General features: G+C 61.2%; 9 protein-coding genes. 4 read left to right on the top strand and 5 right to left on the bottom strand.

All coding sequences use genetic code 11. The features are described from left to right. Position 1 precedes the first annotated feature (1 nt). On the bottom strand, positions 2-871 hold the full coding sequence (locus AC097P_RS15635) for a YbgC/FadM family acyl-CoA thioesterase (protein ID WP_479611356.1): 870 nt from the start codon (positions 869-871) through the stop codon (positions 2-4). Next, complete coding sequence (locus AC097P_RS15630) at positions 872-1858, bottom strand: alpha/beta hydrolase (protein WP_479611355.1); 987 nt, start codon at positions 1856-1858, stop codon at positions 872-874. A 54-nt stretch (positions 1859-1912) separates the two neighbouring features. Between AC097P_RS15630 and AC097P_RS15625 the strand changes: the two genes are divergently transcribed. Further along, complete coding sequence (locus AC097P_RS15625; protein ID WP_479611354.1) at positions 1913-3049, top strand: iron-containing alcohol dehydrogenase; 1137 nt, start codon at positions 1913-1915, stop codon at positions 3047-3049. Positions 3050-3130: 81 nt separating this feature from the next. Next, positions 3131-3280, top strand: coding sequence for a hypothetical protein (locus tag AC097P_RS15620; RefSeq protein WP_479611353.1), 150 nt, complete (start codon positions 3131-3133; stop codon positions 3278-3280). Here the strand turns inward: AC097P_RS15620 and AC097P_RS15615 are convergent. Together AC097P_RS15615 and AC097P_RS15610 are read right to left on the bottom strand one after the other, a co-directional pair. Further along, positions 3275-4453: a patatin-like phospholipase domain-containing protein gene (locus tag AC097P_RS15615; RefSeq protein ID WP_479611352.1), complete on the bottom strand. Its 1179-nt coding sequence runs from the start codon at positions 4451-4453 to the stop codon at positions 3275-3277. The two genes, AC097P_RS15620 and AC097P_RS15615, sit on opposite strands and share 6 nt — an antisense overlap. Before the next feature lie 48 nt (positions 4454-4501). Continuing rightward, positions 4502-5308 carry an HDOD domain-containing protein gene (locus AC097P_RS15610; protein WP_479611351.1) on the bottom strand — a complete coding sequence of 269 codons (807 nt, stop codon included), beginning with the start codon at positions 5306-5308 and terminating at the stop codon, positions 4502-4504. A 990-nt stretch (positions 5309-6298) separates the two neighbouring features. Here AC097P_RS15610 and AC097P_RS15605 point away from each other — a divergent pair. Both AC097P_RS15605 and AC097P_RS15600 read left to right on the top strand, forming a co-directional pair. Then, positions 6299-10477, top strand: coding sequence for an autotransporter family protein (locus AC097P_RS15605; RefSeq protein WP_479611350.1), 4179 nt, complete (start codon positions 6299-6301; stop codon positions 10475-10477). 6 nt (positions 10478-10483) lie between these two features. After that, on the top strand, positions 10484-12484 hold the full coding sequence (locus AC097P_RS15600) for a PKD domain-containing protein (RefSeq protein WP_479611349.1): 2001 nt from the start codon (positions 10484-10486) through the stop codon (positions 12482-12484). Positions 12485-12514: 30 nt separating this feature from the next. On the opposite strand, the gene AC097P_RS15595 is transcribed toward AC097P_RS15600, so the two are convergent. Further along, the gene (locus AC097P_RS15595; protein ID WP_479611348.1) at positions 12515-13252 is read right to left on the bottom strand and encodes a FecR family protein; all 738 of its coding nucleotides are present in this window, start codon (positions 13250-13252) and stop codon (positions 12515-12517) included. Between the last annotated feature and the right edge of the window lie 8 nt (positions 13253-13260).

Raw genomic sequence — 13260 nt, 5'->3', positions numbered from 1 at the left:
CCTAAACCAGGGGCAGCACCATTTCAATGTGCTGTATGCCAGCTTCCTCAAACACCGGTCCACGGGCTACAAATCCCAGCCGCGTATAGAAGCCCTCGGCGCTGCACTGCGCATGCAACATCACCTCGGTGTCGCCGCGCTGGCGTGCTGCCTGCACCAAGCCCAGCAACACGTCCCGCCCGAACCGCGAGCCCCGTAGGCCACGGTCGGTTGCCATGCGCCCGATGCGACCTGTTGTGGGCGCGTGTTGCAGTAGCCGCCCCGTGGCTACGGGTCGGCCCATGGCATTGCACACCAGGGCATGCACGGCTGTGGCATCCGCATCGTCCCACACCATATGGGCACCAATGCCCTGCTCATTGACAAACACATCGGTCCGCAGGCTCGACGCCAACTCGCGCACGCTGGCCCAGTCACCGACCTGCAGTTGCGTCACCGGTTTGCCGGCTTCATAGGTGTCAAACACAGCGCGCAAGGCATCGGGCACGGGCTGCGAGGTTCGGGTGTCCGGATTGGCATACACATAGACCAGCTCTGCGGTGATCAACAGGGTATCGCCCCGAAAAATGGCTCCCTCGAAAAGCACCGACGAGGTGCCGATGCCAGCGCAGCGCAACCCCACATCAATGGTGTCATCGTAACGGGCGGAGCCGTGGTATTCCACGCTGGCTTTTTTGACAAACAGGTCGCCACCCAGCGCGTGCAACGTGGCTTCGTACGGTAGCGCCAGCCGGCGCCAATAGTCCGACATGGCGGTGTCGAAATACATCAGGTAGTGGGCATTGAACACAATTTTTTGCATGTCCACCTCGGCCCAACGCACCTGCAGGCGGTGGAAGTTGCGGACGTCGGATCGTCGGGTAATCGCCATTTATGGAATCTCCTTGAAAGCGTTGGCCAATGCGCGGGCCGCATCGGCGTGGGATTGGGCGGCTTCGGGAATGGCGCGGCCCATCTTGATGAATTCGTGGACAACGCCCCGGTAGATGTCCAGCTCCACCGGCACGCCCGCCATGCGTAGCCGGTCAGCGTATTGCACACCCTCGTCGACCAGCGGATCGCATTCGGCCAAGCCCAGCCAGGCCGGCGCCACGCCGTCCAGCTCCACCGGGTGGCCGCTCGCGTCAACCCCGTCCAGCGGGGCAAAGCGCCAGTCGTCCCAATCCTGGGGGCCGCGCAGGTAGTGGTTGAAGAAATACTGGATATGGGATTGCTCCAACACAAAGCCATCCGCAAACATGCGGTGCGAATCGGTGTGCTGGTGGGCCGCCGTGCCCGGGTAGAACAGCAACTGCGCCGCCAGGCGGACGTTGGCGTCGCGTGCCGCGATGGCGCACACCGCGGCCAGCGTGCCACCGGCGCTATCCCCACCGACTGCGATGTGCGTAGTAAGCATATTGCGCGATGCGCCCTGCTGAGCGACCCACTGCACCACATCCCAAGCGTCATCCACGGCGGTTGGGAACTTGTGCTCTGGTGCCAGCCGGTAGTCCACCGACAGCACCGCGCACTGCGCGCGGTAGGCCAGTTGGCGGCACAGTCCGTCGTGGGTATCAATACTGCCGATTGTGAAACCCCCTCCGTGGAAGTAGACCAGCACTGGCAGGCTAAGGTGCTGAATGGGGGCCACCAGCCGCACAGGTATCTGAAATCCATCGCGAGCAGCGATATGGAAGTTTTCGACGCGGGCCATGGACTGGGACGGCAGCTCCAGCACATCAGCGCCGGCAGCATAGGCCGCGCGTGCTTGCACCGGTGTCAGGCTGTGCAACGGCGGGTGGCCCGCGCGGACCATGCGCTCCAGCACACCGCGCATGGCGGGTGTGAGCGGGGTCTGGGGGTTGCGTGGGAGACTCATGTTTTCTGGGCTTCTTGCTACAGTGCAGCTTTTAATCCTAACCCCAAACACGCCATGGCTTTGATCTACTACATCACCCAGGTCCAGTTCGATTTTGGTGCCGTCAAATTGCTCAAACAGGAATGCGAACGGGTCGGCATCACCCGCCCGCTGATCGTGACCGATGCCGGCGTCAAAGCCGCTGGTGTGTTGCAAAAGGCGCTGGACGCCCTGCCCGGCCTGCCGGTCGCCGTGTTTGACCAGACCCCATCCAACCCCACCGAAGCTGCCGTGCGCGCAGCGGTGGACGTCTACAAGGCCAACGGGTGTGATGGACTGATAGCGGTGGGCGGTGGCTCTGCCATCGACTGCGCCAAGGGCGTGGCCATTGCCGCCACGCACGAAGGCCCGCTGACCCACTACGCCACCATTGAGGGCGGCTCGTCGCGCATCACCGATCGCGTGGCACCCATCATTGCTGTGCCCACAACCAGCGGCACCGGCAGCGAGGTGGCGCGTGGGGCCATCATCATCGTCGATGACCACCGCAAGCTGGGTTTCCACTCTTGGCACATCGTGCCTAAGACCGCTATTTGCGATCCCGAGCTGACCTTTGGCCTGCCACCCAAGCTGACAGCCGCCACCGGTATGGACGCCATTGCCCACTGCATGGAGACCTTCATGGCCCCGGTGTTCAACCCGCCGGCCGACGGCATTGCGCTGGATGGCCTGCAGCGCGGCTGGTCGGCCATTGCCCGCGCCACAGAGAATGGCCAGGACCGTGAAGCGCGGCACAACATGATGAGTGCATCCATGCAGGGCGCGATGGCCTTCCAGAAGGGCCTGGGCTGCGTGCACAGTCTGAGCCACAGCCTGGGCGGCGTTGACCCGCGCCTGCACCACGGCACGCTCAACGCGATGTTTCTGCCAGCCGTCATTGCCTTCAACGCCAGTGCCGAGTCCATGACCCGGGACCAGCGCCTGCAACGCATGGCCCACGCCATGGGTCTGCAATCAGCCAGCGACATCGGCGCCGCCATCAAGGACATGAATGCACGGTTGGGGCTGCCCAGTGGCCTGGCAGAGATGGGTGTCACCGCAGCCCAGTTTGACCAGATCATCATCGGCGCGCTGGCCGACCACTGCCACAAGACCGGGCCACGCATGGCCAGTGCGGACGATTACCGAACGATGCTCGAACAGGCGCTATAAATAGCGCTTTCCATCATTTGCTACGAGGGATTTCGCCATGGCAACCGTTCGTGAAGGTCACAAGTCCGTTCTACCAAGACCATGGAACTGGAGAACGGCGCAACGCTGGACGCTGCAACCCTGGTCCATGATCTCAACACCACAATGACCTGGCTCAGCTACCCGGGCCGTAAGAACACCACGGCCAAGGCTGAAGACCTGGCGTTTACTTCCGAAGCCGTTACGTCATAAAGTCTGAACACGGCCCATATCGGGCTTGTTAAGCCAAGCGCCAAACTCGTCGACCAACTGCGTGCTGGCGCTGCAGGCTGCGTTCCACGCCTTCACGCGGCCTGCCAGGTCATTGCCGTAACGGGTGAAATCGGTGCGGTCTGGCAACTTGCCGTTGGGCAGTGTCCGCACCCAATCAGGGTTGGGCGCCAGCAACACCATGTTGTCCAGGTAGTGCGTGGCGCGATGGCGCCATTTCAAGCCTTTATCCAGCCAGCCTGGCACCACGGCCTTCTGGAAATGCGGATACAGCACAAGACCATCTTGGACCGATCCTTGTTGATCAGATGAGCCTCCAGCCCTCGTGGGGATAGCGTGAGCCGCTACTGAATTTGTAGCACTCTTGGGAGTCGCGAGATAGTTCAGGTGCAGGTGGTAGTCGGTGATACCGCCATCCCAGTATGCGCCGGGCGGTGCGCCGGGGATGTTGTGCACAGCCTTCAACATAAAGGGGATGGAACAGCTGGCCTGCAGCGCTCCATTGAAGTTGCGTTCGCTCAAAGGTACCTGCCGGGTCCGATAGTCGTCCGTGCCAAACGGCAGCGCGGCGCAGACCCCAGGGTCGCCTTCGGCTCCGGGTGTAGAAAACACGACCCGCTCCAGCCACGCCCCCATGGCCTTGCGGCGCACGGCATTGGTCACAAACGCACCAAAGTAGCCCAGCGGCGTGCGCAGACCGTGCTCGGTGTTCAACAAATGCCGGCCGCGCGATGTGACGACGTGCAGCCGGTAGCGTGGATGCTGCAGGATCTCCTGCACCCGCCCGCTGTAGAAGGCCTGTAAATTTTTCCCAAACACCTCGCTGACCATGGCCGCGCTGGGGCGCTTCTGACCTGGCGGCCATTCGTAGTGTTGGTGGATGTAATCATGCTCAAGCCGCCGAAAACCAAAGGCCGCTTGGTTCAGGCAGGCCGTAGCCATGCGCCAGGCTCCGATCGAGGCGCCAACCAAGTCAATCGGCTGCGTCGATGCGTTCAGCCAGTCGCCAAAGATGAACCGATCCAGCGCGCCCAGGATCAGGCCTTTGGGGCCGCCGGCGGCGGCGGGGATGGTACGTATACAACCAGGTTGCAGGCCATTCTGGGCGAGGGCTTGGCGGGCAAGAGGGCCTGCGTAAATGTTGAGTGCTTGCATTTCAGAAGTTGGGCAACCCGCGCAGCGGTGGAGCGTGGGGGCCGGCAATCATGTATGTGCTGCCCAGTCGAATGGGTCTTGTTGTAGTACGGCATCAATGTCCAGGTCCAAGACGACCCCAACCGCGTCCGGAAAAGTCACGGCCATCGCGCGCTCGTCCATATTCGCCTCGCGGGCACGGGCGCGCCACGTGGCCAAGTGGATGACGCCGGCCAGCGGTTCGTAGACATTGTTTTCAAACGGCGCGTACTGGTGCTCCAGCGCGTCAACGCTGGGTTGTGGAAAGCCCCACATACGCGCATAGCCCGCACCTACAGAGGCGTAGCAGTAGCCGAACTCGCGGCGCTCTATGCGCGCGCGACGCAGATCCAGCGGGGGCACGTCAGCATTGAGCAGGGCCATTTCGTCGGGCATGGCCAAGTGCATGGCCAGCTCGCCGATGGCGTGCATCAAACCGCAGGTAAAGGCTGCCTGCTGGTTTTGCCGCACCAGGCCAGCCAGCGCCCGCGAAACCTTGGCCACGTTGTGGCTGTACTGCCAAAACTGCGCCAGATGGACGCCAGGCACCGCCTTGGGCGAGGTAACGCCTGCCGCCGCCTGGGCCATGGTTTTCACGTGCGCCAACTCCAGCACGGCCAGGGCTTCAGAGACGCTACTGATCTTGCCCTGCATCTGGAAAAAGTCGGAATTGGCCAACTGCAACAGCCGCGTGGTCAGTGCGGGGTCCGTGCTAATCAACTGCGTGATTCGGCGCAGGTCCGCTTCAGGACGGTCCAGCTCGGTCAGCAGCAGCGCTACCACCTTGGGGATGCTGGGCAGGTTGAACTGCTGCTCCAACAAGGCACTGAGTTTCATCGCAGACAATCTCCGGGCTTCAATGGGACCAACGTTATTTGTTACCCATTATGGCGTCTGGATCGCCAACCGACTGCGCCGGCAGCACACTGACAGGGCGCGCCGTGCATCGGGATGGAGATGCATCCCAGCAACAATTTATGCCAAATTTGGGGTTGAACTGCTACATTTCGGGGTGCAACCCCAGGGGCCGCGCGGGACAGGCGGCAATATGTGGCAAATATCCATCCGTCTCCATCGCGACAACACCCTATGAACCTTAAATATTCGAGCTTCTGTGCGGGTGCTGCCAACGGTGGACTGCGTTTTCTCTCAAGACTGCGCACCTGCTACATACTGGTCTTGGCCGCGAGCATGCAGTTGTTTGCTCCGTTGGCCTTTGCAGGCGCCGATCAAGCGACCTGGGACGCCAACTGTGGCGCATCTGGTGGCTGCCATAGTACCCCTGCAAGCGGGGCGCAGCTTAATGGTGCAAATTCGACCTCGGTAATCTCAGCGGCCAACACGCTTCATGGCATGAACAGGGCGGGCTTCTTAGGTACGGGCAGCAACCTTGCCGACATGGCGTCCTACCTTGCCTCAGTAACGTCCACTGTGGGTGGCAACGTTAACGTTCCCTACCATGGGACAACCGCTACTTTGATGGTTCCCAATGTCACCCTCAATGACGGCCCACCCAATCAGGTTCTTACATCGTTTGGTGGTACTGCGACCTACGGCTCGCTCAACGGCACAGGTACAGGCGCTTTGACGTACACCCATACTGCCAACCATTGCGGGGCCGGTACTGTTACGGCGGTTGGTCAAGGTACAGCATCTACCTCAAATAGAACCATACCGATCACGATATCCCCGTTTCCAACGATCACTGCCCCCTCCCCCACAGTCAGCCTCTCATACCTTACCACCCCGCAACCCGTACCTTTGGGGGGTACCGTCAATGTCCTTAGTATCACCATCACGGGCGCGCCAGCCAACGGAACGGGGGGCGTGGTCAATACGAATACCCTGAGCTACGCTGCAGACCCTACCACCTATAACGCCCAGGTGACCATAGGCTACCAGGGTGAAGGGCCAGGATACGGCACTGGCAACAGCTGCGGGAGCAGCAATGGAACCGCCACCGTGAATGTTGGGCCTCCCCCCGCCCCCACGGTCGCCAATATCGGCCCGCAGACCGTGTCGTCCATGAGTCCTACCAATATTGACGTGACGGCCTCTATTTCGGGTGTCGTCGCAAGCAACCCGCCGGCCACCTATGTTGTTACCGCCTCACAGCCTACGGTGGGTGGATCGGGTTCCTCCAGCGTTGCAGGCAACGTCATCACCTACACGCCGCCCGGCGGATTCGTCGGCACGACGACGATCACTTACACCAAGGCAGGGCCGGGTGGCACGTCCAATACCGGCACCATCACGCTCAACGTATCGGCCGCGCCCACCGTGGTGGCAGCTTCGGCAACCACGGCGTACAACACACCCATTTCGATCAATCTGGCGGGCTCGATAACGTCGGGCACTGCGGTTACCGGGGTTACACCATCCGCAGCAACCAATGGTGCTGCGGTACAGACCGGTACAACCACCATCCAGTTCACGCCCACCGTTGGCTTCTTCGGCACCGGTACGTTTTCGTACACCGCCACAAACGTAGGTGGTACGTCGGGTACCGCACTGGTCACAGTCACAGTGAACCCACCGCCACCAACGGTGTCTGGCGCCGTAGCCCTCATTCCGTACAACACGGCAACGGCGATCAACCTGGCGTCCTCCATCGGGCCGGTGGGTGCGACCGTGCTCAGCGTGACGCCATCGGGCGCGGTCGGTGGAACCGCAATAGCGACAGGGCCATCCACTATCACCTTTACGCCAACCCCTGGGACGGTGGGACCAGCGAGCTTCAATTATTCAGCAACCAATGCGGGCGGTGCCTCTGCCGGCACGGCAACGGTCAGCGTGACCGTCTCTTCCCCCAGCGCGCCCACCGTAGTCTCGGGTGCCGTCAACGTTCTCTCCACCGGGTCTTCAGCCATTTCGCTGAGTCCCTACATCACCGGCGTTTTTTCATCGGCATCCATTGTCAGTCCACCATCCAAGGGTGTGGCAACCTTGAGCGGAACCACGGTGACCTACACCCCGAATGCTGGGTATACGGGTTCGGACTCTTTTACGTTTACCGCAACCGGGGTTGGCGGCACATCAACCGTGGGGACAATGTCCATTGCAGTGAGCACCTTGCCGGTAACGTCTGCCATTAGCCGGGCTATGCCGATGAACAAGACGTTGACCGTGGACGTCTCGGATATCGTGACAAGCAACTTGTCAACCATTACCGTGACGCCACCGGCCAATGGCATTGCGTATGCGGTTGGAAAGACCATCACGTACATCCCCCGCAAGGACTTCACAGGAAGGGATACGTTTACTTATACCGCGATGGTTGGGTCTACGATCAGTTCGACCGCCAGCACGATTACGGTTGATGTGGTTCCCTTGCCGACTGCCAAACCTGCGACGCTGAACGTCGCTCAAAACACATCGGCCAAGCTGGACCTGTTTGCACAGCTTAGCGGGAACGCCATCAGCAGCGTCATCATCGGCACGGGTCCCCAGCATGGCACGGTGAAAGTGGCGGGCACTACAGTGACCTATACGCCAGCAACGGACTATGTAGGTACCGATAGCTTTACCTACATTGGTGTTGACAACGTTGCGGGGAATTCGCTGCCTGCAACCGTATCGGTGACCGTGTTTCTGGAACCCCCTACCGTCAAGCCTGTGACACTGACCGTGGCGCGGAATTCATCGGGCAGCTTTGACCTTGCCGGCTATATCAGCGGATCCTCCATCACCGGAATCGGCATTGATGTGCCCCCCACTCGGGGCACTGCCGCAGTGGCGGGGACCGTCGTGACCTACACCCCCAAACCAGGAATTTTCGGTCAGGATGCGTTTACCTTCGTCGCCTACGGTGCGGCTGGCAAGTCTCTGCCGGGATCGGTGAAGGTCAGCATCACCGGCGAGCCCAACCCCACACAGGACCCGACGGTGATGTCTGCCATCAACGGCCAACTCGATGCAGCCATGAGGGCGGCGCGGACACAGGTTGCCAACCACGCCCTGCATGCCGAGCGGCAACGCGGCCGATCTCAGGCTGCTCGTTTGGGTTGGTCCTCCGGGGCTACCCAGGTTCCGTCCGGCTTTACGGCCGGCTCTACCACGGCGGCTGGCTTGGGGCAGCCTGCGGTGAAGCTGCAGACCCCCAACACGCTGGCTTCGCTGCTGCCGAACGCCACCCAGTTGCCGCAAGGTAATGCTCCCGCCAGTCTGCCGATATCCACAGGGCTTGCCATGGCGGCCAATGACCTCGGTATTGCAGGATCGCCACTGTATGCCGTGGCCAGCGGATTGATTCAAAACCGGTCTATCGATCTCGGAGCCATCCACCAGTCGTTCGCGAACGATACTGGGGCACCAACCCCGGACACCACCAAGCTGTGGGTGGAAGGTGTCGCAAGTTTCGGTACGCGGGATGCCAACGGAACCATCAGCGGTACAAAGTTCAGTTCCACAGGTATCACGATAGGACTGGACCGGGTCATCAATGAAAAATTGACCGTGGGCCTGGGCGTGGGCTATGCACAAGACACGGCCACTATCGGTACCGACGGTTCACGCACCGAGAGCAAAGGCTACTCGCTGGCGCTGTATGGAAATTACATGCCGGATGACAAGCTGTTTGTAGAGGGGGTTATAGGCATCGGTGGGTTTGACTTTGATACCCGGCGCTATGTGCAGCCAATGGACGACTTTGCGCTGAGTACACGCAAAGGCTACCAGTATTTCGGTTCCATCGGTGCCGGTTATGAGTGGCGCGGCAAGACCACGATGCTGTCTCCATACGCGCGCCTGGAGTTCTCATCCGACCGCCTGGGTGAAACCACAGAAACCGGGGCCAGCTACTACGCCCTCACCTACTTCGAACAACCCGCTTCCTCCATGCAGGGCGTACTGGGATTGCGCGGCGAATCCATCCACGCCACCCCCTTCGGATTTGCAGTGCCACGCGCCCGGCTGGAGTGGCGCCAGGACCTGCGCCAAAGCAGCGAAGCCGCCATCGCGTATGCAGACCAGGTGGGCGGCACGCGCTACGCCATCAGCCCCACGGGCACCCAGCGCAACGCCCTGGTCTGGGGCATAGGCAGCGATTTCCTGTTCCGCGACGGTTGGTCGCTTGGGGTGGACTACCAGCTATCCCGGGTGTCGGCTACTGAGTCCAGTTTTGCGCTGCGTGCAAGGGTTACCAAGGAACTGGGCGCCAAGGGGGGGGCCAAGTTGCTGCAGGGTGTTGACCTGGATTTCAATGACGACCTCGACCTCCAGGTCGACGCCGGTTACACGTGGGACGACAACATCACGCGCGGCCGAGTTGCAAGCGACATACTTGTCGACAATTTGTACACACTCAATGTTGGCAAAACAACGGTCGTCAGCCTAGGTGGTACCACCCGCTTATTGCTGACTGCAGCGGCTGGGGGTGAACGCTTCCAGAATTTCAACGGACTCAGCAAGTACACGCTGACGGGTGAAGCGGCCTTCCAGTACCGGGGTTCTGCAGAGTTTGATGCTGCCACGTGGGGACTGTTTGCGAAAGTGACCGGCGAAGACTTCCAGTCGGAGTTGCGCGATGGCTATCGCTACTCTCTCGGTGCGTCCATATTGCAACCGCTGACGGACCGGATCACGCTGTCGGGCGCCCTCTCGGCCAACGCCCGGCGCGCGCGCAGTGAAGTGTTCAACACCAAGGAAACCTCGGCACGCTTCAACATCGATTATTCGCTGGGCCGCGGCGCCACGCTGTACCTGGGCGGCGAATACCGCAAGGGCGACATCGTGTCCACCGGATTGGCGTCGCTGGAGAATGTCTCCATCGCAAAAATGTTGGTTGCCGATGACTCCTTTGATGCCGGTCGCTTCACCAGCTACCGGCTGGACGCAAGTACATGGTTGACCACGATAGGCTACAACGTGGGCCTGGGCCCGCGCGACTCGTTTGACCTGTCATGGCGGCGCGTGCGGTCCACGCCGGACCTGCGCCCGGCCTGGGCCACCTCCCCCGCCAGCTACACCAACAACCAGTTCTCGATCAGCTATCTGATGCGGTTCTAAAAGTCCATGCAACACACCCGACCACTCCCCGCACTGTTTTTGTCCGCTGCCATGGTGGCCCTGCTCGCCGGATGCGGTGGTGGGGGGGCGGGTTCGTCGCCCGCCAGCAATGACGTCACGCCAACCGTGAATGCACCGGTGACCGCAATCGCAGGGCCGGACAGCTTTTTGCTGTTCCCCAATCCGCAAAAGCAGTCCGACGGTAGCCTTCAGGTCAACACACTGAACTACGCTGTGGCGTATTACAAGGCGATTGATCCCGGCAACGAGCGCGACACGTTGGCCAAATTCAAGGCCCGCAATGGTTTCGGCTCGACCGCAAACGGGGCCGTTGAAGAGAGCGTGATCTTCGGCGACCAGCGCGACCTGAGCTATGGCCGCAAGATGACCGGGCGCCAGAACCCGGATGGCAGCCTGGCATTTGTCGTCGAAAACTACCTGGTCGGTGGCTATGGGGCCTACTCGCCCTTCAACCTGGAAGCTGCCATCAAGGGCGAGACCAAGTGGCACCTGGGCACGAACGCCATTGAGTACAGCCCCGGCCCCAGCGGCACCGTCAGTTTCGTCAAGTTTTACACCTATGACCCGACAACCGGGGCGCGGCTGTTGATGGCCAACCTGGATGGTCGGGGCGACAAGGCCATGCCAACGATCTGCACGTCCTGCCATGGCGGACGGGGTGACGCACTGACGCCGTCCGGCTTGTTCCCTCGGCTGATGAATGTCGCGTCCAGTGCCGACGTTCGGGCACCAGACCGCGGGGGAATGCGCGGTGACCTTGCCGGCCAGCTGCACGCGCTGGAGCCATCTTCCTTCGACTTTTCCACATTGCCGGGTTACTCACGCGATGCCCAGGAAGGAAAAATCAAGACATTCAACAGGATGGTGCTGTGCGGCATCAGCCTGCCCAACGGCACCAGCAAGCCCACCGGGTTTGCCGAAGACGACTGCCGCCGGGTCGCGAATCCCAATGAATACCAGGGCATCGCCGCGGAGCACCTCAAGAGCATGTACGGGGGCAACGGCCTGCCGTCTGCCACCAGTGCCAAGCTGGACACCTTTGTGCCCGCCACCTGGCAGGCAAATGGCCAGAGCAGCCTGTACCTCAATACCGTGACACAAAGCTGCCGGGTGTGCCACAGCCTGCGTGGCACCGGCAACCAGTCCGACATCAGCTTCGAAGATTTCAGGGCTTTCGACGCGTACGCCCCCCGGATCAAGGCCCATATCATCGACCGCGGCAACATGCCGCTGGCCAAGCTGGTGTACGACACCTACTGGGGTACCCCATCCATCAACACCGCGATGGCGGGCTATCTGGCAAGCAAAGGATTTTCCGATGCGGCCAGCCGTGCGGGGCGTCCCGTAGCCGACCCCGGCACTGGGCGTGTGGTCAAAACACTGTCGACCGTGCTGGACGGCAGCATGAGCCTGTATTCGTCCGCATACCAGTGGTCCATCACGGCCGGGCCTGCCGGGGCCACGCTGTCGGGCGCGACCACGTTGAAGCCCACTTTCACCGCGGCGACCGATGGCGTGTACACCTTGCAACTGGTCACCACAAGCGGCACACAGAGCAGCACGCCGCAGACGATGACACTGGTGGTGGACCGCAAGCTTGCGTGGGATCCCTCAACAGTCAGCTTTTCCGACATCAAATCCCTGCTGCAAACGGACGCGGGCAATTGCACGACCTGCCATACCAGCACTAGGAATCCAGCCGCGCAGACTCTGACGCCGCCGATCTTTTACGACGACTACGACCGTGCGATGACGGGTGCCGCTACCGATGCCACCAACCGGCAGTGGCTGTATACGGAAGTGCGTGGCCGGGTCAATTTCACCGATGTTGTCGCAAGCCCTCTGTTGCGCAAGCCTTCAGGCAACCACCACGGCGCAGGCGCAGGCGCCTTGGACGGTTTTAATACAAACCTTCAGCCCGGCGACCTTGGCCGGCAGGGGTACGACAAGATCTTGGCCTGGATCCTTAGCGGGGCGCCGGAATAGTAGTCGCCAGGCGTAGGAGTCCGGAAGCGATCAGTAGGCCCTGCGGGGCCCGCTGTAGGAGTCCTTGGAGAAAACGAACGGTGTCGTTCTTCCCACCAATGTTTCAATCAGAGCCAGCTCCTGATCGGAGTGGTTCAGAAACGGCGCGTTGCGGATATTCTTGCCCTGGCCGCCGTCCTTGACGATGTACACCGGGCGGTCATGGTGGGTGGCGGCGATGGATTCGCGGCTTTCCGGGTCATCAGTTGCCTGGACCTCGGTCGCTCCGTAACAGGTGCAGAAGTAAGACCGCTCAGGATCGCTTTCGACATAAAAACCTGTTCCCCTGATGCCGACGGTGGCCGTGGGCGTCGTCAGCTTCATTGGGGAATTGCGGGACACCGACAGCAGCTTGCCCGTCAACAGCCGAAGTCCGCCGATGACAAGGCTGCTGACAGAAGATTCGGGCTGTTCGATGACCAGGTTGCTGTCGCCCCGCAGAATCATCGAATGCGAGTTCACGACAAAGATGATTTCACTGTTTTTGCCGGTTTGCAGCGTGTCGCCGGGCTTCACAGGTGTCGCCAGCGTCGCGCGCTGGCTGTTCACCATCACATCACCCGAAAGGCCGTAAATGCTTTGGCTCGGTGGCAGTTTGGCAGGTTTGCTTCCAAATATGCTGAAACCCTGTGCCTGGGCTTGCGGCAATGCCGCACCAAACACCCCGGCAGCCAATGCCTGAATCAGCCACAAGCGACGCTCATCATCCACTTCGTCAAAGCTCTTCATCGTTGCCT

The organism is Rhodoferax sp. ZS1R8 (assembly GCF_056521325.1).
This window is presented reverse-complemented; position numbering and strand designations above follow the sequence as displayed.

Excerpts from the sequence above, each read along its gene's own strand:
- AC097P_RS15620 (WP_479611353.1), top strand. The coding sequence starts at position 3,131 with ATGGAACTGGAGAACGGCGCAACGCTGGACGCTGCAACCCTGGTCCAT.
- AC097P_RS15635 (WP_479611356.1), bottom strand. The coding sequence starts at position 871 with ATGGCGATTACCCGACGATCCGACGTCCGCAACTTCCACCGCCTGCAG.
- AC097P_RS15595 (WP_479611348.1), bottom strand. The coding sequence starts at position 13,252 with ATGAAGAGCTTTGACGAAGTGGATGATGAGCGTCGCTTGTGGCTGATT.
- AC097P_RS15630 (WP_479611355.1), bottom strand. The coding sequence starts at position 1,858 with ATGAGTCTCCCACGCAACCCCCAGACCCCGCTCACACCCGCCATGCGC.
- AC097P_RS15610 (WP_479611351.1), bottom strand. The coding sequence starts at position 5,308 with ATGAAACTCAGTGCCTTGTTGGAGCAGCAGTTCAACCTGCCCAGCATC.
- AC097P_RS15625 (WP_479611354.1), top strand. The coding sequence starts at position 1,913 with ATGGCTTTGATCTACTACATCACCCAGGTCCAGTTCGATTTTGGTGCC.
- AC097P_RS15600 (WP_479611349.1), top strand. The coding sequence starts at position 10,484 with ATGCAACACACCCGACCACTCCCCGCACTGTTTTTGTCCGCTGCCATG.
- AC097P_RS15615 (WP_479611352.1), bottom strand. The coding sequence starts at position 4,453 with ATGCAAGCACTCAACATTTACGCAGGCCCTCTTGCCCGCCAAGCCCTC.